The sequence below is a fragment of the Paraburkholderia aspalathi genome, from assembly GCF_900116445.1.
In the GTDB taxonomy this organism is placed as follows: domain Bacteria; phylum Pseudomonadota; class Gammaproteobacteria; order Burkholderiales; family Burkholderiaceae; genus Paraburkholderia; species Paraburkholderia aspalathi.
This window is the reverse complement of record NZ_FPBH01000001.1, coordinates 414568-433858: the sequence shown is the minus strand read 5'-3', so window position 1 is coordinate 433858 and position 19291 is coordinate 414568. Positions and strand designations below refer to the sequence as shown.

Sequence of the window (19291 nt, the reverse complement as noted above, 5' to 3'; positions counted from 1 at the left end):
ATCCCATGCAAAGCGCACGCGCCGGGCCGCGCGCCGATGGGTATCGATCGCGCACGAACCGGCTTCGAACAATAAAAACGCACGGTCGTGCGGATTGTTTTACACTCAGAATAGTTGCGAACCCCTGATCGATATGGAGACACGATGCGCGCGATTCGCTGTAATCAATATGGACTGCCGGAGAGCCTGGTCGTCGAAAATCTGCCTGACCTCGAGCCGCCGCCCGGCCACGTCGTGATCGACGTCAAGGCCGCGGCCGTCAACTTTCCCGATGTGCTGATCATCGAGAACAAATACCAGTTCAAACCGCCCCTGCCCTTTACGCCCGGCTCGGAAGTCGCGGGTGTCGTGCGCGCGGTCGGCGCCGGTGTGACGCAGTTCAAGCCGGGCTCGCGGGTAGTCGCGTTCACCGGCTCGGGCGGCTTTGCCGAGCAGGCGCTGGCGCCGGTCGCGGCGTGCGTGCCGCTGGCGGACGGCGTCGACTTCGAACTGGCCGCCGCGTTCACGCTCGCCTATGGCACATCGCATCACGCGGTGGTCGATCGCGGCCAGTTGAAGGCCGGCGAGACGATGCTGGTGTTGGGCGCGGCGGGCGGCGTCGGACTCGCCGCAGTCGAAATCGGCAAGGCGCTCGGCGCGCGCGTGATCGCGGCGGCGTCGACCGACGAGAAGCTCGCCACGTGCGTGAAGCACGGCGCGGACGCCACCATCAACTACAGCACCGAAGACTTGCGCGAACGCATCAAGGCGCTGACCGACGGCAAGGGTCCGGACGTGATCTACGATCCGGTCGGCGGTGTGTATGCGGAACCGGCGTTTCGCAGCATCGGCTGGCGCGGGCGTTATCTGGTGGTCGGCTTTGCGAACGGCGAAATCCCGAAGTTGCCGCTCAACCTGACGCTGCTCAAAGGCGCGAGTCTGGTCGGCGTGTTCTGGGGCGACTTTGCGAAACGCGAGCCGCAACGCAATCACGCCGCGTTCGAGCAAATGACCGGATGGATCGGCGCGGGCAAGCTCAAGCCCTACGTATCGGAACGTTATTCGCTCGAAGACACCGGTCGCGCGTTGCGCGATATGGCGGAGCGCCGGGTGATCGGGAAGATCGTGATTACGCCTTAGGCGCCATGCTCTGACGCAGCCGCTCTTTCGAGCGGCAAGAAAACGGAAAACGGCGGGCGGCTTAAAACCGCACGCCGTTTTTGTTGAGCCTTCAGGAATGTGGGGCTACAGCTTTTCGGTATCGCCCGACTTCGGCTGCCACTTCATCAGCCGCCGCTCGCCAATCCCGACGATGGCGTCGAGAATCAGCGCGAACGCGGTCAACACCAGAATCCCGGCGAACACCGTATTGATATCGAAGGTGCCTTCGGCTTGCAGAATCAGGTAGCCGACGCCGCGCGCCGAGCCAAGATATTCCCCCACCACCGAACCGACGAACGCCAGGCCCACCGACGTGTGCAGGCTCGAAAACACCCAACTCATCGCACTTGGCAGGTAGACAAAGCGCAGCAACTGTTTGCGATTCGCGCCGAGCATGCGCGCGTTGGCAAGCACGACCGGGCTCACTTCCTTCACGCCCTGGTAGACGTTGAAGAACACGATAAAGAACACCAGCGTGACGCCCAGCGCCACCTTCGACCAGATGCCGAGGCCAAACCACACGCCGAAGATCGGCGCGAGAATCACGCGCGGCATCGAGTTGGCGGCCTTGATGTACGGATCGAACAGCGCGCTCGCGAGCGGCGACAGTGCAAGCCACAGACCGACGCCAAGCCCGAGCGCGGTGCCTAGCACGAACGCGAGCACCGTTTCGACCAGCGTGATCCACAGGTGCAGATAGATTTCGCCGCCCGTGAACCACTCCCAGATGCGCTGCAGCACCTTCTGCGGCTCGCCGAAGAAGAACGCGGCCTTGTTCGGGTCGTCGAAATAGAACGCCGGCAGCAAGGTCGGACTGGTCAGCACGTACCACAGTACGAAGCACAGCACGAGCAGCAGCCACTGCCAGATCACCAGGTTCGCCCGATTCGGGCGCAACGTCTTCCACATGACTCGGTTTGCCTTAGACGATTGATCGACGCCAATACAAGACGCTACAAACAGGACTTAACTACGGATATCCGTACGTGCCGCCACTTCGCAGCAACTACACAACGCAACTGCGCACCCCGCTTAAACAGCCGTGAGTTGCTGCTGATAACCCTTGAGCACTTCATCGCGCAGCACGCTCCAGATCTGTGCATGCAACTCGACGAAACGCGGATGCGCGCGAATTTCGGCGACGTCGCGCGGACGCGGCAGGTCGATTGTGAATTCACCGATCGGATGCGTGCCCGGCCCCGCCGACAGCACCACCACGCGGTCGGACATCGAGATCGCCTCGTCGAGATCGTGCGTGATGAACAGCACCGCTTTGCGTTTGGCGGCCCACAGGTCGAGCAACTCGTTTTCCATCAGCTGGCGCGTCTGGATATCGAGCGCGGAAAACGGCTCGTCCATCAGGATGATGTCCGGATCGAGAATCAGCGTCTGCGCCATCGCGACGCGCTTGCGCATGCCGCCCGACAGTTGATGCGGATAGCGGTCGCCGAAACCGCCGAGGCCCACGCGTTTCAACCACTCGTCGGCTTTGCTGCGCGCTTCGGCCGGCGGCACGCCGTGAAATGAGAGCCCCGCCATCACGTTGTCGATAGCCGAGCGCCACGGCATCAGCGCGTCGGCCTGGAACATATAACCGGCGCGCCGGTTGATGCCCTTGAGCGGTTCGCCGAACACACTGACCGTTCCCGACGACGGCTCCAGCAAACCCGCGCCGACGTTCAGCAAAGTGGATTTGCCGCAACCGGTCGGGCCGACCACCGAGACGAATTCGCCCGGCGCGATGCGCAAGGTCGTGTCCTTGACCGCTGTATAGCGCTGCGCGCGGTTGTCGCGCGCAGCAAAGGTGCAGGTGATGTTGTCGAGCGCCAGGGCGGCAACGGTCATCGTTCGACTCGCTTCGAAGATCGATTTCGGTTTGTCACGTCGTCATGACGACGGTGGTCGAGGCGAATGCGGCACGCGCCGTCCTTCGCCCCATACTGACTGACAGCACTCAGGCCTTGACCGTGGTCAGCGCTTTCTTGACGAAGTCGTTGGTCCACGTCTTCGACAGATCGATCGGTTTGCCCTGCACGTTCGGGTCGAACGCCTGCAGGGTTTTCAGCGACGTGGCCGGGCCATCGGCGGGCATCAGACCGTCCGGCGACATGGCCTCCTTCACGTGCTGCCACGCGTCCAGATACACCGCACGGTCGCCGAGCAGGTAGCCTTCCGGCACGGTATTGATCAGCTCGCTGCCGGTCGCCGTCTGCAGCCACTTGAGTGCGCGCACCATCGCATTGGTCAGCGCCTGCGTGGTGTTCGGATTCTTCGTGATGAAGCTTTGCGACGCGTACAGACACCCGGCCGGCATGTCGCCACCGAACACGCTGCGCGTATCGGCCAACGTGCGTGTATCCGACACAACGCGAATCTCGCCGGTGCGTTCGAGCTTGGTCATCACCGGGTCGAGATTGGCGATGGCGTCGATCTGGCCCGACTGCAGCGCGGCAATCGCGCCAGCCCCTGCGCCCACGCCGATAAACGAAACGTCTTTCGCGGTCAGTCCGGCTTTCGCCAGCACGAAACTCGCCATGATCGAGGTCGACGAACCCGGCGCGGTCACGCCGATTTTCTTGCCTTTCAGATCGGCGATCGACTTGTAGTTCGGCATCGCCTTCTTCGACACAGCTAGCACGATCTGCGGGGCGCGCCCTTGCAGCACGAATTCGCGGAACGCCTGCTTTTGCGCCTGCAACAGCAAGGTGTGTTCGAACGCGCCGGAGACTACATCCGCACTGCCGCCCACAGCTGCCTTCAGCGCTTGCGAGCCGCCGGCGAAATCCGAGATTTCGACTTCGAGCCCTTCGTCCTTGAAATAATTGCGGCGCTCGGCAATCGTGAGCGGCAAGTAATAGAACAGGTTCTTGCCGCCGACGGCGATCGCCACCTTGGTGGTTTCGGGCTTGCCCTGTGCGAAAGCGAACGGCGTGGCGACGAACGTGGCGCCCGCGAGCGCCGCGCTGCCGGCGAGGAAGGTTCTGCGTTGCATGGTCTCTAGTCTCCGAACTTTTGTTGTCTTTTTGCCGCGCGCTCACTCACACAATCTGTTGCGCATGCAACCTTGCAATGTGGTCAGAATCATAACCCAGTGATTGAAGGACTTCATCGGTATGTTCACCCAGTTCCGGGCCTAACCAGCGTGTCTCGCCGGGGGTTTCCGAGAGTTTCGGCGTCACCGACGGCAGCGTGATCTCCTGACCGTCCTGCCATTTGAAGCGCTGGATCATCTGGCGCGCCATGTATTGCGGATCGGTGAACATGTCCGCGACGCTGTAAATCCGGCCGACCGGCACGTCGGCGGCGTTCAGCACGGCGAGCGCTTCGTCGATGGTGCGCGTGGCGAGCCACGCGGCGATCGCGCCGTCGATTTCCTGGGTACGCGGCACGCGGCCGTCGTTGTGCGCGAGCGCTGGATCGTTCGCCAGATCTTCGCGTTCGATAGCGATCATCAGGCGCTTGAAGATCGGGTCGCTATTGCCGCCGATCACAATGCTGCCGTCGCGGCACGGATAGGTGTTCGACGGCACGATCCCCGGCAGCGATGCGCCGGTGCGCTCGCGCACCATGCCGTACACGCCGTACTCCGGCACCACGCTCTCCATCATGTTGAAAACCGCTTCGTACAGTGCGACGTCGACCACCTGCCCTTTGCCGCCATTCACCTGCTTGTGATGCAGCGCCATCAACGCGCCGATCACGCCGTGCAGCGCGGCAATCGAATCGCCGATCGAAATGCCGATGCGCGGCGGCGGCAAATCCGGATAGCCGGTGATATGGCGCAAGCCGCCCATGGATTCGGCGATCGCGCCGAATCCGGGCCGGTCGCGATAGGGCCCGGTCTGGCCGTAGCCGGACAGACGCACCATCACGAGCCCGGGGTTCTCCGCCGACAGAACGTCATAACCGAGGCCGAGCTTCTCCAGCAGACCCGGTCGGAAATTCTCGACGACGATGTCAGCTTCTTTCGCCAGACGCCGCACGATTTCCTTGCCCTCTTCGGCTTTCAGATTGATCGTGACGGATTTCTTGTTGCGCGCCTGAACGGCCCACCAAAGCGACGTGCCGCCGACTTCCGGATAAAGCTTGCGCCATTTGCGCAACGGGTCGCCGCCTTTAGGATCTTCGATCTTGATGACGTCGGCGCCGAACTCGCCGAGAAAGCGCGCGGCGAACGGGCCGGCGATCAGCGTGCCGAGCTCGAGTACCTTGACGCCGGCGAGCGGGCCTTTCGGCGTGGCGGTGGCGTTGGGATCGGGATTGACGCTCATGTGTCTCCTCTGTGTTCTGTACTTGCCTTGGCGCGGCGCGGCTGGAAGCGTTGCGGAGCGGTCCCGCCCGGCGCGCTCAGGAATTGCAGGCGCCGCGGCATGGCGCTGCCGGTTGCGTCGCGCTACATCGAACGGCGGTCGAGCATCGCGCGGGCAATCGTGCCGGCGTCGACATACTCGAGTTCGCCGCCCACCGGTACGCCGCGCGCGAGGCGCGTCACGGCAAGACCGCGCGCCTTGAGCGTCTGCCCGAGGTAATGCGCGGTGGCCTCGCCTTCGTTCGTGAAATTGGTTGCGAGCACGACTTCCTTGACGATGCCATCCGACGCGCGCTTGACCAGGCGGTCGAAATGGATCTCCTTCGGGCCGATGCCGTCGAGCGGACTGAGCCGCCCCATCAGCACGAAATAGAGGCCGCGATAGGTCATCGTCTGTTCGAGCATGATCTGGTCGGCGGGCGTCTCGACGACGCACAACAACGCGGGATCGCGCTCCTCATCGAGGCAGACCTCGCAGATCTGCGCTTCGGTAAATGTGTTGCACTTCTCGCAGTGCTGCAGATGCTCAGTCGCGAACAGCAACGAACGGCCGAGTTTTTCGGCGCCGTCACGATCGTGCTGCATCAGGTGATACGCCATGCGTTGCGCGGATTTGGGCCCGACACCGGGGAGCACGCGCAGCGCTTCGACGAGCGCCGACAAGGCGGAAGGTTGTTTCATGCGGATCGGCGGTGTCGAAGTGGGTGTTGCGCGGTATGGCCCGGTATGCGGGTGGCGATGCGGTTGTTTCTGGTTGCTGCTATCAGCTCGACGACCGAGCTGAACTGAACTGCACCGATGCAGACTTGCACGCACCGGGACCTGCGAACTGAGCAGGTATTGGAACGAGCCCGGCTCGTGTATTCAACTCATGCCGCGCTCAAAGCCGCGGCATGAGCCCCTTCTTGCAGCGACGCCGCTCAGAACGGCAGCTTGAAGCCCGGCGGCAGCGGCAGACCCGAGGTCATACCGCCCATCTTTTCCTGGGCGGTGGCTTCGGCCTTGCGCACGGCATCGTTGAACGCAGCGGCGACCAGGTCTTCCAGCATGTCCTTGTCGTCGGCGAGCAGGCTCGGATCGATCGATACGCGGCGCACGTCGTTCTTGCAGGTCATCGTCACCTTGACGAGACCGGCGCCCGACTGTCCTTCGACTTCGATCAATGCAAGCTGCTCCTGCATCTTCTTCATGTTTTCCTGCATCTGCTGGGCCTGCTTCATCAGCCCGGCGAGTTGGCCTTTCATCATGGACATGCTCCTTCTTGAAAGCGTGAAATCCGAAAAATCGGGTGCGCCGCACGGCGCGGCGAATCAGTGAGCGGACGGCGCGCCGTTCGGGCCGGCGTCCTGCGTAATCGGGCGGATCGAACCGGGCACGATGCTCGCGCCGAACTCGCGGATCAGCGACTGCACGAATGGATCGGCGCCGATTTCGCGCTCAGCTTCCTGCTGACGCTGGGCGCGCATGGCGGCGTCGCGCGCGGCTGCGGTGCGGCGTGCCGGGCCGACTTCGACCAGGACGTCGACGTTCTGGCCGAGCTTTTCCGCAAGCGCAACTTTCAGTTTAGCGACCTGCGAGGCTTCCGCGTACTGCGGCACCGGCACGTTCAGTTTCAGCGTGCTGCCTTCGAGCGCCATCAGTTCGCTGTTGAACGCGAGCTGATACGAAATGCCCTTGAGCGGCAGGTCGACGGCGAGCGCGGGCCAGTCGCCCTGAAAACCCAGCGGATCGAGCGGCACGGCGGGCGGCAACGGCCGCTTGTCGACTACGGGTGCGGGGGCCGACGCAGGCGTGGCGTTCACGCGGACGTCGTCGGGTCCGCTGTCGAACACCGGCATGTAGTTGTCGTCCGGCAGGCCGTAATAGCCTTCGTCCGCTGCCGTGAGCGGCATGTATTCATCGGGCGGCATGTCGTCCCACGGTGCGCTCGACGAGCCGTTCTGCTCCTGGGCTTGCGGCGACGGCGCACGTGCGGCCGGAGCGGCGTCCTGTTGCGGCGCGCGGCGCGGGGCGCCCGGTGTCGGCACATTGACGACCACGCGGGGTGCGACGGCCTTCGGCGTGGCTGGGGCTGCTGCGGGTTTGGCGGTGGAAGCTGCTGCTGTAGCGCGGCCACGGTCGGATGACACCTTCAGGCCCGCGCTGCGCAATACGTTGAGCGCGTCGCTCGCACCACCTGCGCGGCGCGGCGGGATGTCGGCTGCGGGCGGCAATTCTTGCGATGCTCTCGCGGGTGCGGCCTCTTCTGCCCGCGCGGACGCGGCTGCGGCCGGAGCAGTGAGCGGAGACGCGGGCGCCGATTCCTGAGGCGCGGCGGCAGCAGGGGTTTCGTTCCAGGCTGGCTCGGTGGGCACGTCGTCCCATGGTGCCAAGGCCGGTGCAGCTGCTGCTTTCGTTGCTGCGGTCGATTCGGCCACTTCGGTCGCCGTCACAGCCGCTACTTTTGTTGCTGCGATCATTTCCATCGCTTCGGCCGCCGGTGCCGGGGACATCGCTTCGGGCATCGGTGCCGCTTGGGGCAAGCTCGTGTCCGTAGGTGCAGGTGCCGAATCGCTCAAAACCGGTTCGGCGGACGCTTCTTCCTGCCACGGCGCTAAAGCCGGCGCGGCGGTGACGTCAGGCGCCGTGCTCGCTTCGCTAGAAGCTGGCGAGGACGCAGACTTGGAAACAATCGGCGCTTCACCAATAGCTGGTTTCGGCGCGTCAACACTTTCAGCAGGTTCCGCCGACGCTACGTGCTGCGAATCCGGCATCGCAGGCTTCGCTTCCGCCACGGGATTTGCCGAACGCACCGGTACGGCGGCGGCCGCGTCAACCGCACGCGACGACGCCATCGCCTGTTGCGCAGCGACTGCCGGCGAGCCGGTACGTTTAGCGCCACCCGCCCCGGCCGGCCCTGCCGCTCGCGCCGCAGCCGCGCCGCCCCCACCACCGGTGGGCGCGGGCTCGAACGCCAGCATGCGCAACAGCGTCATCGTGAAACCGGCGTATTCGTCAGGCGCGAGACCCAGTTCGCTTCGGCCGATGGTCGCAATCTGATAGAACAGCTGCACCTGCTCGGCGCTCAACGCTTCCGCAAAACGACGCAGATCACCCGCTTCCGGCCACTCGTCCAACACCGACGACGGCGCAAACTGCGCCCACGCGATTCGGTGCAACAGGCTCGCCAGATCCTGCAACGCCGTCGAAAACGACAGGCTGCGCAACGCCATCTCGTCCGCGACCGACAGCACGGCAGCGCCGTCACCATCGGCAAGCGCTTCGAGCAGACGAATCAGATAGCTTTGATCGAGCGCGCCGAGCATGCCGCGCACCGCTTCTTCATTCACCTGATTGGCCGAATAGGCGATCGCCTGATCGGTCAGCGAGAGCGCGTCGCGCATCGAGCCGTCGGCCGCGCGCGCGAGCAGGCGCAATGCCTGGGCGTCGAACGGCACCTTCTCTTCGCCGAGAATGTGCTCGAGATGCGACACGATGTGCCCGGCCGGCATCTGCTTCAGATTGAACTGCAGACAGCGCGACAGCACCGTGACCGGAATCTTCTGCGGATCGGTGGTAGCAAGAATGAATTTGACGTGCGAAGGCGGCTCTTCCAGCGTCTTCAACATCGCGTTGAAAGCGTGGTTGGTCAGCATGTGCACTTCGTCGATCATGTAGACCTTGAAGCGCGCGTCGACCGGCGCGTAAACCGCACGCTCCAGCAGCGCCGCCATTTCGTCGACACCGCGGTTACTCGCCGCGTCCATCTCGACATAATCGACAAAACGGCCTTCATCGATCTCGCGGCACGCGCGGCACACGCCGCACGGCGTGGAGGTCACGCCGGTTTCGCAATTCAGCGCCTTGGCAAAGATGCGCGACAGCGTGGTTTTACCGACGCCGCGGGTACCCGTAAACAGATAGGCATGATGCAGACGGCCACCGTCGAGCGCGTGCGTGAGCGCGCGCACCACGTGCTCCTGTCCGACGAGCGAAGCGAAATCCTTCGGCCGCCATTTGCGTGCGAGAACTTGATAGGTCATCCGGAAATTGTATCAGTAACGATGGCGCGCAAAACCGAATCGAGACGGCGCGCGAACGCGTGTTGCCGCTTCATTGAAACAGGCTAACGGACCGATAGAAAAAAATAGATGAAGCGCGCGAGAAATGCCACTGCGGCGTCTGGGTGACAGCGCTTGGGGTAAACAGAAAATGGGAGGTAAGGCAGAAAAACACAGAAGAAAGGAAGGTGACGAGCCCGACCCTCGGCACTGGTGGAAAACGGCTGTGGCTGCTTCGTTCCCGACCTGACCAGGTTGACCATCCCTCCATGCGAGGAGGCCCGTCACGAAACATTCTATCACCGCTTGGCCCGTCGCGCGACTGTTAATACGACCAAACCGACATCGACGCGCCGAATCACGCGCTTCGTACCATATAGACACTACCCTCGAATGACGCGTCCGGGTCACTTGAGTTTGCGCCGCCCGCCACCAGATAAGCTGCGTCGCGGTTATCAGAACGTAGCGGTGCTTCACCGGCAGCCGTTGGCCCCACTGCCCTTGATGAGTACTATCACCACCGGCAACGCATAGCGAATTAAGCTAAACTCCGGTACGGATGACCCGCAGACGCGAGCTTTCCGCGCATTCCAGAATGGGTTTTTCGACCATTTCAGGCGTGCGCAGGTAAGACTCCGATTGCGGCAAAGCGAACGGAAGTTTCCTTAGATTTTGACGTATCGTGGCGAGCAATTCAGGCGGGCCTCGAACCGATAGAGGTATTCATACAATGAGCGAATCAATCAAGCATATTAGCGACGCATCGTTCGAACAGGACGTCGTGAAATCCGATAAACCCGTGCTGCTCGATTTCTGGGCTGAATGGTGCGGTCCGTGCAAGATGATCGCGCCGATCCTCGACGAAGTCGCGAAGGATTACGCCGATCGCCTGCAAATCGCCAAGATCAATGTCGACGAACATCAATCGACGCCGGTCAAGTTCGGCGTGCGTGGCATCCCCACGCTGATCCTCTTCAAGAACGGCGCTGTCGCCGCGCAGAAGGTCGGCGCATTGTCGAAGTCGCAACTCACCGCGTTCCTCGACGGCAACCTGTAAAACTGCCGCATCGGCGCGCGTGAGGCCCTCGGGACCTTCAGGCGCGCTGCTATAGGCGTGTTGTCCGGCGACAACACGCTTAATAAGAAAGATGCCAAACCGTCGTACTGACGGAAATTGGCCTGTGCTATGCTAGAATCCGCAAAACGTCGAAAAGACGTGTAAGTCCTTGAGCGGTTCCGCTCACTCTCCTCCCAGATTTCATTTCGTCGCACCTTCTCCTGCGGGTTCTCCGTATGCATTTATCCGAGCTTAAGACTCTGCACGTGTCCGAATTGATCGAGATGGCCAATGGCCTCGAGATCGAAAGTGCAAACCGCCTGCGCAAGCAGGAATTGATGTTTGCCATTCTAAAAAAACGAGCCAAAACGGGCGACACGATCTTCGGCGACGGCACGCTCGAAGTGCTGCCGGACGGCTTCGGCTTCCTGCGTTCGCCGGAAACCTCGTATCTCGCCAGCACGGACGATATTTACATCAGCCCGTCGCAAATCCGCCGCTTCAACCTGCACACGGGCGACACGATCGAAGGCGAAGTGCGCACGCCGAAAGACGGCGAACGCTATTTCGCGCTGGTCAAGGTGGACAAGGTCAACGGCCAGCCGCCGGAAGCCTCGAAGCACAAGATCATGTTCGAAAACCTGACGCCGCTGCACCCGAACAAGGTGCTGCTGCTCGAACGTGAAATGCGTGGCGAAGAAAACGTCACGGGCCGAATCATCGACATGATCGCGCCGATCGGCAAGGGCCAGCGCGGCCTGCTGGTTGCGTCGCCGAAGTCCGGTAAGACGGTGATGCTGCAGCACATCGCGCACGCCATCAAGCAGAACCACCCTGACGTCGTGCTGTTCGTGCTGTTGATCGACGAACGCCCGGAAGAAGTGACCGAAATGCAGCGTTCGGTGGCCGGCGAAGTGATCGCCTCCACGTTCGACGAACCGGCTGCGCGTCACGTGCAAGTCGCCGAAATGGTGATCGAAAAAGCCAAGCGCCTCGTCGAAATGAAGAACGACGTGGTGATTCTGCTCGACTCGATCACGCGTCTCGCGCGTGCGTACAACACCGTCGTGCCGGCCTCGGGCAAGGTGCTGACGGGTGGTGTCGACGCGAACGCGCTGCAACGTCCGAAGCGCTTCTTCGGCGCGGCGCGCAATATCGAGGAAGGCGGATCGCTGACCATCATCGGTACGGCGCTGATCGAAACCGGCAGCCGCATGGACGACGTGATCTACGAAGAGTTCAAGGGCACCGGCAACATGGAAGTGCACCTGGAGCGTCGCCTGGCTGAAAAGCGCGTCTATCCGTCGATCAACCTGAACAAGTCCGGCACGCGCCGTGAAGAACTGCTGATCAAGCCCGAAGTCCTACAAAAGATCTGGGTGCTGCGCAAGTTCATTCACGATATGGACGAAGTCGAGTCGATGGAATTCCTGCTCGACAAGATTCGCCAGACGAAGAGCAACTCCGAGTTCTTCGACATGATGCGCCGTGGCGGCGGCAGCTAAGGTTTAAGCCTCAAGGCTGCACCAGAAGTAACCAAGCGCACCGTACAAGAAAGCCGCTCGCCGCAAACGAGCGGCTTTTTTTCGTCTGTAGCACCTGCAATGACATACAAGTACCGCGCTCATTCAATTGCGAGCGCCCCTGCCAACCTGAACGTGAACGTACACGTTGTACTATAATGCGATTAATCTATCTAACCCACCAACTCCCATGTCAAAGGACTCGCCCACCCTGCTGACCGTGCGTGACGCCGCCGAGCGCCTCGGCGTCACGCCGCGCACGCTGAAATACTACGAGGAGCGAGGCCTCGTTTCGCCGAGTCGGAGCGAGGGCCGTTATCGGCTGTACGACGAGGAAGACCTCAAGCGCTTCGGCCGCATTCTGCGTTTGCGCTCACTCGGTTTCTCGCTGCATAGCGTCACCGAGATGCTCAAACGCCCGCTAGAAGCAGTCGACGGTGGCCACCGTTACTCGCAGGAATCGCTGCAGCAGATTCGTGACGCCCTCGCGCAACAGGTCAGCGCCCTCGACACGCGCATTGAAGCGATGCGCCGCGAACTCAAGGAAGCACAGAAGCTGCGGACCGAGTTGGCGCCCGACCTCGATTATCTCGAGCGCCGCCTCGCAGGAGAAAACGCCGACGTTCTGCTCGAGCAACGGCGCAACGCGCGCGCCGCGGCGGCGGCGGGTCCGTCCGCGAAACGCCGGAAGACTCAGGATGAAGCAGCACCCGATGCCGCAGAGCCTGACAAATCCGCATGAGCGCCACGTCTTCTCGCGTACCGTTGTTTAGCGCCGCAAAACTGCGCGGCGATTTTTTCCCGTGGGTACTGGCCGTCGTCACCGGCCTCGACTATTTCGACAACGCGATCTTTTCGTTTTTCACCAGCTACATCGCGGGCGGCATCAATGCGTCGCCGGACGAGCTGGTATGGGCGTCGAGCGCCTACGCGGTGGCGGCTGTGCTCGGCATCCTGCAACAGCAATGGTGGGTCGAGCGCTTCGGTTACCGGCGCTACGTGGCCGGCTGCATGCTGCTCTATTCAGTGGGCGCGATCGCCGCCACGCTGTGCGAGTCATCGATAGAACTCGCCTTCGCGCGCGGCTTTCAGGGCTACTTCATTGGCCCGATGATGGGCACCTGCCGCATCCTGATCCAGATGAGCTTTACGCCGCGGCAGCGACCCGCGGCGACGCGCGCTTTTCTGGTGCTGATCGTGTTGAGCAGTGCGCTTGCGCCGCTGATCGGCGGTCAACTGGTCGCGCATTTCGACTGGCGTGCGCTGTTCGCCTGCACCGCGCCGGTAGGTGTGCTGTTTGCCATCCTTGCCCTGCTCGCCCTGCCCGACACCGGCAACCGCCTCCCGGAAGAGCGCGGCGCAGCGCACTTCTGGCCTTACCTGATCTTCGCGTTCGCGCAAGGCGCGCTGCAAATCGTCATGCAACAAGTGCGGTTCCAACTGTTCAGCGCCTCGCCCGGACTGATTCTGCTGACGGTCGCGGGCATCGTCGCGCTCGGCTGGTTCGCGTACCAGCAATGGCACCATCCGGCGCCGCTGATGCGCCTGCACGCGCTGCGCGAAAAGGTGTTTCAGGTCGGGCTCGTACTGTACATGTTCTACTACTACATCTCGACGGTGTTCAGCTATCTGACGTCGCGCTTTCTCGAGAGCGGCCTCGGCTATCCCGTCGAGAATGCCGGGCGGCTGGTCGGCGTGACGTCGCTGATTTCGGCGAGCGCGCTGTTCGTCTACCTGCGCTACGCGAAGCTCCTGCCGCGCAAGAAGTGGATCATCGTGCCGGGCTTCGCGGTGGCCGCATTCGCCGCGGCATGGATGACGCGCATGTCGCCGGGCGTGGGCGAAGCCGCGCTGATCGTGCCGATGCTGCTGCGCGGCTTGCTGTTACTGTTCATTGTGCTGCCGGTCGCCAATCTGACGTTTAGAATCTTCGCCATTGAAGAATTCACGCACGGCTACCGGCTGAAAAACATCGTGCGGCAACTGACGATCTCATTCGCGACGGCCTCGGTGATCATCGTCGAACAACATCGGCAGGCGCTGCATCAAGCGCGCCTTGCGGAGTTCGTGAATCCGTACAATCCGTTGTTCCAGAATTCGCTCGCGGCGCTGACCCGCGGCTTGAGCGCAGCCGGCCGCTCGGCGTCCGAGGCGCATTCGCTTGCGATAGTGGAAATCAGCCGGACGGTTGCGCAGCAGGCCAGTTTTCTGGCGTCGCTGGACGGCTTCTACTTTCTGGTTGGCATCGCGATATGCGGCGGCCTGTTCGCCGCGTGGCAAAAACAGATCGACTAAGGGTTTCATCAGGCCATGCTCTCGAAACTCACCCAATGGTTCGGCACGCGCCGCCGCGACCGCGCGCTGCGCGACTACGCGATCGACGACGCGCTTTGGCAGGCCACGCTCGACGGCCTGCCGTTCCTCGCCCACCTCGAGGCGCCGGATCGCGTGCGTCTGCGCGAGCTGACCAGTCTGTTCATCGCGCAAAAAGAATTTTCGACCGCGCACGAACTCGAACTAACCGACGCCATGACCGTGGCGATCGCCGCACAAGCGTGTTTGCCAGTGCTGAATCTGAGCCTCGATCTGTATCGTGGATGGGTCGGCGTGATCGTCTATCCGGGCGAGTTCGTGATCCGCAAGACGGTCGAGGACGAAGACGGCGTGGTTCACGAGGTCGAACAGGACGCGAGCGGCGAAGCGTGGGAAGGCGGCCCCGTCATTCTCTCGTGGGAAGACGCGCAGATGACGGACGGCTCGGACGCCTACAACGTCGTGATTCACGAATTCGCGCACAAGATTGACATGCTGACCGGCGAGGCGGACGGCCACCCGCCGCTCATACGCCGCTGGCACGCACCGCTCGACACGCAAGCGTGGGCGGACGTTTTCGATCATGCCTACGACCACTTCTGCGCCAAAGTCGACGCCGTGCCGGAGCGCCGCTGGGCACGTTTCGAGCGCGATTCGCTGATCGATCCGTATGCGGCAGACCATCCATCGGAATTTTTTGCCGTTTGCAGCGAGGCGCTGTTCGTCCAGCCGCAGGCCTTCGAGGCGGAGTATCCCGAGCTATACCGCTTGCTGGCGCGGTATTACAGGCAGGATCCGGCGCGGATCGGGCTGGAATTCGCTCCAACCTGAAGCCGCCGCCGCGCAAGCGCCCGCCGGATAAGGGCTGCCGCGCCGCCGACCCACCCGATACGAACCCGCGCGGCGGCGCCCAAAACGTGGCGGAAACGAGGCAAGCGGCTGCCAAAAAGCTGGCAGAAAGGTCGTCAAGCGACTGATTTTCTGGCATAATCGCCGTTTTTCGACCATAGGCAAGTGGCTCGCGCCTAGATGCTGTCCGCATTCGTAGCGGCTGCTCGCGGGTTGGCTACCGCCAGATTAAAGGAAAGACCATGAAAGAAGGCATTCACCCGGATTACCGCGAAGTCCTGTTCATCGACATGTCGATCGACTTCAAGTTTGTGACGCGCTCGACCATCCAGACGCGTGAAACCGCCGAATTCAACGGCAAGACTTACCCGCTCGCCAAGATCGAAATATCGTCGGAATCGCATCCGTTCTACACCGGCCAACAAAAGATCATGGACACGGCAGGCCGCGTCGAGAAGTTCAACAAGAAGTTCGGCTCGCGCGCTACCGGCAAGGCAGCAGCGAAGTAATACCCGCCTCGTCGCCGGCCTTGGCCCGCAACGAAGCAGCAGCAAAAAAGGGCAGCGCGAGCTGCCCTTTTTTGTCTCCGCTTGTTCGTAGCGCCTGTTTGTCTCGCTTCTTTGTCCTTTTACCCCGGACGTCTCGTCGCACCTCGTCGCCCACCGCGGCGCCGTGTTACAGGCACCCCAATGACGTTGCGAGCCATTACCAGCCGTGACGCGCATCGCACGGCACGACTACAATGCCGGATGCTCCAAATTGGCCATTCCCGCCGGACAATCCATCCGGTCCCGGCTGCACCGCTTATCCGATATCCACACACCGCATGAGACCTGCCGTTCGCCTCACTGCCTCCGCGACCAGTGCTTTGCCGCGCTGGCTGCTGCTGACCATCTGTATCGTCTACGCATTTTTCGGCCTGTTCGGCCGGGATCCGTGGAAGAACGAGGACGCAGCCGGCTTCGGCGTCATGTGGACGATGGCCAACGGCAGCGCGCACGACTGGCTGCTGCCGAATCTGGTCGGCAAATACATGACGGAAGACGGCCCGCTCGGCTACTGGCTCGGCGCCAGCGCGATCCGCGCGCTCGCGCCGTGGGTCGATGCGAGCAACGCGTCACGCGTCTTCACGGGCCTGCTGTTTTGCGCCGGCTGTGGGTTCGTCTGGTATGCGGCCTACCTGCTCGGCCGGCGTGCCGAAGTGCAGCCGTTCAAATATGCATTCGGCGGCGAGCCGGAGCCGCGCGATTACGGGCGCACCCTCGCCGACGGCGCGTTGCTGATCCTGCTCGCCTGCTTCGGCCTTGCCGAACGTGGTCACGAAACCACGCCGCAGCTCGCGCAGTTCTTCGGCATCGCCATGCTCGTGTACGGGCTCGTGCGGATGATCGACAAGCCCATTCAGGGCGCGCTGATCTGGGGCCTGGCGCTCGGCCTCGTCACCCTGGCAAGCAGCCCGGTGCTGGTCGGCGCGCTGTTGCTCGGGACCCTGGCAATGGCGCTGATCGTGCGCGAAGCGCGTACGCGCTGGCTGCTGCTGGCCGGTTTGCCGGTGGCGCTCGCGCTGTCAGTCTCGTGGCCGATCGCCGCACTCGCCGCCTTTCCCGACGACGCCGTCTGGTACCTGAATCAATGGGTGCACGTCAGCCTGTCGTCGTTCGCCGGGCCGCCCGGCTCGGTAGCCGCCTACGCGCTCAAGAACCTGCCGCTCTTCACCTGGCCCGCCTGGCCGCTGGCGCTGTGGGCGTGGTTCAGCTGGTCGGGCCTGCGGCGCGCGCCGCACGTGGCGATGCCGCTGTCGGTAATCGGGCCGCTGCTCGTGCTGGTCGTGTTGCAGAGCCATCAGTCGAACCGGCTTTACATGCTGCTGTTGCCGCCGCTCGCGGTGCTGGCCACCTTCGCACTGCCCACGCTCAAACGCGGCGCGATCAATGCGATCGACTGGTTCGCGCTACTGAGCTTCACGATCCTCGGCAGCTTCGTCTGGCTGGTCTATGCGGCCGGGCTAACCGGTTTCCCGCATCCGCTCGCACGCAACCTCGCGCGTCTCGCTCCGGGTTTCGCGCCGCAGTTCAAGGTTCTGTCGTTCGTGTGCGCGGTCGCCGTGACGATCTGCTGGTTCGTCCTGGTGCAATGGCGTCTGGCCCGTCATCCGAAAGTGCTGTGGCGCAGCGTGGTGCTCTCGAGCGCCGGCACGACGCTGATGTGGGTGCTGCTGATGACGCTGTGGTTGCCGGTTGTCAACTACAGCCGGACCTATAAGGACGTCGCCGAGCAGATCGCGAGCCATCTGCCGGAGGACTACACCTGCATCTCGCCGGTGCGCCTCGGTAATGCGCAGATCGCAACCTTCGCCTATTTCGGCGATATGCATTTCTCATTCAACCAGGATTGCGATGTGATCCTGCGTCAGGACACCCAGGACTTCGGTGACCCGAGCGCGATGTCGGACTTCGTGTGGAAGCTGGTGTGGGAAGGCCGCCGCGTGGCCGACCGCGACGAACGCTTCCGCCTGTATGTGCGGATCGACCGTCCGAAGCCGCCGGTCGTCAAACGCCGCAGCTGGCATAAGAAGCCGGACTGAGCATGTTCGCCGACGTACGGAAAATCGCCGGGCTCGCATGGCCCGTGCTGATTGGCCAACTGGCGATCATCGCGTTCGGCGTGATCGACACGGCGATGGTCGGGCGCTATTCGGCCGTCGATCTCGCCGCGCTCGGCCTCGGTTCATCGATCTACATTTCCGTCTACATCGGTCTGACCGGCATCCTCACCGCGCTGCAACCGATCACCGCGCAACTCTATGGCGCGCGCCGCTATACGGAGATCGGCGAGGAAGCGCGCCAGGCCTTGTGGCTCGCGCTCGCGTTGACCGTGATCGGCTTTCTGATTCTCTATTTTCCGGGACGCGTGCTGCAGCTCGCGCGCGTGCCCGCAGCGCTGCACGAGCGCACGGTCGCCTACCTGCAGATTCTGGCGTTTGGCTTGCCGGCCGGCCTTGCCTTTCGCGTCTATAGCTCGATCACCAATGCCGTCGGCAAACCGCGGCTGGTGATGATCCTGCAGATCGGCGCACTACTGCTCAAAGTGCCGCTCAACACATGGTTCATCTTCGGCGGAATCGGTGTGCCGGCGCTCGGCGGACCGGGTTGCGCGCTTGCCAGCACCACGATCAACTGGGGGCTGGCCGTAGTGGGGATGCTGCTGTTGACGCGCGTCGACGTGTTCAAGCCGTTCGCGATCTTTGCGCACTTCTGCTGGCCGGTCTGGCGCCGGCAGGCGGCGCAGTTGCGCCTCGGCATTCCGATGGGTCTGTCGTACCTGATCGAAGTCACCTCCTACACGTTCATGGCGCTCTTTATTGCGCGCTTCGGCACGACGACGCTCGCCGGCCACCAGATCGCCGGCAACATCGGTGCGGTGCTCTATATGACGCCGCTGGCGATCGGGATTGCCTCGTCGACGCTGGTCGCCCAGGCGCTCGGCGCGCATCGCCCGGAGGCAGCGCGCACGCTGTCGCGGCACGGCATCATGATGGCGGTGGCGATCGCCTTCTGTTACGGCGCGATCGTGCTGGTGCTGCGGCCGTACGTGATCGAAGGCTATACGCCGAACGCGCAGGTCGCGGCGGCGGCGATGCCGCTGGTGTTGATCGTCGTGTGCTATCACGTGTTCGATGCGTTGCAGATCACCACCGCATTCGTGCTGCGCGCGTACAAGGTGGCGGTCGTGCCGACCGTTATCTATGCGGTTGCGCTGTGGGGCGTGGGGCTCGGCGGCGGGTATCTGCTTGGCTTCAATGTCACGGGTTTCACGCCGGAGTGGCTGACCGGCGCGCGCGGTTTCTGGGTCGCCAATACGGTGAGCCTGGCGATTGCCGGGATCGGTTTGCTGTTGTACTGGCGTGGCGTAAGCAAGCGGTATTTGCGCGCTGAGGCGGTGGTCAGGGTGGATTCGGCGGCTTGAGGGGCTTGTTGGGCTCAATCGGCTTGCTGGGGTTGCCGGGCCCACCAGGTTGTCGGGAATGGTTGACCGGATTGTGGCAGCTGCGGCGCAATAC

Annotated in this window: 16 protein-coding genes and 1 other RNA gene; 9 read left to right on the top strand and 8 right to left on the bottom strand. The window is 62.9% G+C overall.

The annotated features are described in order from the left end of the window. The first annotated feature begins 144 nt into the window (after positions 1-144). On the top strand, positions 145-1119 hold the full coding sequence (locus BM438_RS01980) for an NADPH:quinone oxidoreductase family protein (protein WP_093632650.1): 975 nt from the start codon (positions 145-147) through the stop codon (positions 1117-1119). Positions 1120-1224: 105 nt separating this feature from the next. Here the strand turns inward: BM438_RS01980 and BM438_RS01975 are convergent, their stop codons facing one another. From BM438_RS01975 to ffs, 8 genes are all read right to left on the bottom strand, one after another. Then, positions 1225-2049 carry an ABC transporter permease gene (locus BM438_RS01975; RefSeq protein WP_093632649.1) on the bottom strand — a complete coding sequence of 275 codons (825 nt, stop codon included), beginning with the start codon at positions 2047-2049 and terminating at the stop codon, positions 1225-1227. 123 nt (positions 2050-2172) lie between these two features. Beyond that, positions 2173-2985, bottom strand: coding sequence for an ABC transporter ATP-binding protein (locus BM438_RS01970; protein ID WP_093632648.1), 813 nt, complete (start codon positions 2983-2985; stop codon positions 2173-2175). A gap of 109 nt (positions 2986-3094) precedes the next feature. Continuing rightward, positions 3095-4132: an ABC transporter substrate-binding protein gene (locus BM438_RS01965; protein ID WP_093632647.1), complete on the bottom strand. Its 1038-nt coding sequence runs from the start codon at positions 4130-4132 to the stop codon at positions 3095-3097. Between the two features lie 46 nt (positions 4133-4178). Beyond that, positions 4179-5411: a CaiB/BaiF CoA transferase family protein gene (locus BM438_RS01960; RefSeq protein WP_093632646.1), complete on the bottom strand. Its 1233-nt coding sequence runs from the start codon at positions 5409-5411 to the stop codon at positions 4179-4181. 122 nt (positions 5412-5533) lie between these two features. Next, positions 5534-6130: a recombination mediator RecR gene (gene recR / locus BM438_RS01955; RefSeq protein WP_063496327.1), complete on the bottom strand. Its 597-nt coding sequence runs from the start codon at positions 6128-6130 to the stop codon at positions 5534-5536. 239 nt (positions 6131-6369) lie between these two features. Then, positions 6370-6696 (bottom strand): YbaB/EbfC family nucleoid-associated protein, encoded by a 327-nt coding sequence (locus tag BM438_RS01950; protein ID WP_007182071.1) that lies wholly within the window; start codon positions 6694-6696, stop codon positions 6370-6372. 63 nt (positions 6697-6759) lie between these two features. Then, complete coding sequence (dnaX, locus tag BM438_RS01945) at positions 6760-9471, bottom strand: DNA polymerase III subunit gamma/tau (protein WP_093632645.1); 2712 nt, start codon at positions 9469-9471, stop codon at positions 6760-6762. Positions 9472-9676: 205 nt separating this feature from the next. Continuing rightward, positions 9677-9775, bottom strand: an RNA gene (ffs, locus tag BM438_RS01940) — signal recognition particle sRNA small type. Positions 9776-10219: 444 nt separating this feature from the next. On the opposite strand from ffs, the gene trxA reads away from it, so the two are divergent. From trxA to BM438_RS01900, 8 genes are all read left to right on the top strand, one after another. After that, entirely contained in the window at positions 10220-10546 is a 327-nt protein-coding gene (trxA, locus tag BM438_RS01935) for a thioredoxin TrxA (protein WP_054039468.1), read from the top strand. A 236-nt stretch (positions 10547-10782) separates the two neighbouring features. After that, positions 10783-12051 (top strand): transcription termination factor Rho, encoded by a 1269-nt coding sequence (gene rho, locus BM438_RS01930; protein ID WP_006048863.1) that lies wholly within the window; start codon positions 10783-10785, stop codon positions 12049-12051. A 208-nt stretch (positions 12052-12259) separates the two neighbouring features. Further along, positions 12260-12811: a MerR family transcriptional regulator gene (locus tag BM438_RS01925; RefSeq protein ID WP_093632644.1), complete on the top strand. Its 552-nt coding sequence runs from the start codon at positions 12260-12262 to the stop codon at positions 12809-12811. Beyond that, positions 12808-14364, top strand: a complete 1557-nt coding sequence (locus tag BM438_RS01920; RefSeq protein ID WP_093632643.1) for an MFS transporter — start codon at positions 12808-12810, stop codon at positions 14362-14364. The genes BM438_RS01925 and BM438_RS01920 overlap by 4 nt, the downstream gene beginning before the upstream one ends. 15 nt (positions 14365-14379) lie before the next feature. After that, complete coding sequence (locus BM438_RS01915; RefSeq protein ID WP_093632642.1) at positions 14380-15213, top strand: M90 family metallopeptidase; 834 nt, start codon at positions 14380-14382, stop codon at positions 15211-15213. Positions 15214-15473: 260 nt separating this feature from the next. After that, positions 15474-15740 carry a type B 50S ribosomal protein L31 gene (locus tag BM438_RS01910; protein WP_054039460.1) on the top strand — a complete coding sequence of 89 codons (267 nt, stop codon included), beginning with the start codon at positions 15474-15476 and terminating at the stop codon, positions 15738-15740. A 317-nt stretch (positions 15741-16057) separates the two neighbouring features. After that, complete coding sequence (locus BM438_RS01905) at positions 16058-17815, top strand: ArnT family glycosyltransferase (protein ID WP_093632641.1); 1758 nt, start codon at positions 16058-16060, stop codon at positions 17813-17815. 2 nt (positions 17816-17817) lie between these two features. Next, the gene (locus tag BM438_RS01900; RefSeq protein WP_093632640.1) at positions 17818-19197 is read left to right on the top strand and encodes an MATE family efflux transporter; all 1380 of its coding nucleotides are present in this window, start codon (positions 17818-17820) and stop codon (positions 19195-19197) included. Positions 19198-19291 lie beyond the last annotated feature (94 nt).

Bases quoted from the DNA above. Each gene is read 5' to 3' on its own strand.
- rho (WP_006048863.1), top strand. From the start codon at position 10,783: ATGCATTTATCCGAGCTTAAGACTCTGCACGTGTCCGAATTGATCGAG.
- BM438_RS01970 (WP_093632648.1), bottom strand. From the start codon at position 2,985: ATGACCGTTGCCGCCCTGGCGCTCGACAACATCACCTGCACCTTTGCT.
- BM438_RS01950 (WP_007182071.1), bottom strand. From the start codon at position 6,696: ATGATGAAAGGCCAACTCGCCGGGCTGATGAAGCAGGCCCAGCAGATG.
- BM438_RS01925 (WP_093632644.1), top strand. From the start codon at position 12,260: ATGTCAAAGGACTCGCCCACCCTGCTGACCGTGCGTGACGCCGCCGAG.
- BM438_RS01920 (WP_093632643.1), top strand. From the start codon at position 12,808: ATGAGCGCCACGTCTTCTCGCGTACCGTTGTTTAGCGCCGCAAAACTG.
- BM438_RS01905 (WP_093632641.1), top strand. From the start codon at position 16,058: ATGAGACCTGCCGTTCGCCTCACTGCCTCCGCGACCAGTGCTTTGCCG.
- BM438_RS01980 (WP_093632650.1), top strand. From the start codon at position 145: ATGCGCGCGATTCGCTGTAATCAATATGGACTGCCGGAGAGCCTGGTC.
- BM438_RS01915 (WP_093632642.1), top strand. From the start codon at position 14,380: ATGCTCTCGAAACTCACCCAATGGTTCGGCACGCGCCGCCGCGACCGC.
- BM438_RS01960 (WP_093632646.1), bottom strand. From the start codon at position 5,411: ATGAGCGTCAATCCCGATCCCAACGCCACCGCCACGCCGAAAGGCCCG.
- dnaX (WP_093632645.1), bottom strand. From the start codon at position 9,471: ATGACCTATCAAGTTCTCGCACGCAAATGGCGGCCGAAGGATTTCGCT.
- BM438_RS01975 (WP_093632649.1), bottom strand. From the start codon at position 2,049: ATGTGGAAGACGTTGCGCCCGAATCGGGCGAACCTGGTGATCTGGCAG.
- recR (WP_063496327.1), bottom strand. From the start codon at position 6,130: ATGAAACAACCTTCCGCCTTGTCGGCGCTCGTCGAAGCGCTGCGCGTG.
- BM438_RS01910 (WP_054039460.1), top strand. From the start codon at position 15,474: ATGAAAGAAGGCATTCACCCGGATTACCGCGAAGTCCTGTTCATCGAC.
- BM438_RS01900 (WP_093632640.1), top strand. From the start codon at position 17,818: ATGTTCGCCGACGTACGGAAAATCGCCGGGCTCGCATGGCCCGTGCTG.
- trxA (WP_054039468.1), top strand. From the start codon at position 10,220: ATGAGCGAATCAATCAAGCATATTAGCGACGCATCGTTCGAACAGGAC.
- BM438_RS01965 (WP_093632647.1), bottom strand. From the start codon at position 4,132: ATGCAACGCAGAACCTTCCTCGCCGGCAGCGCGGCGCTCGCGGGCGCC.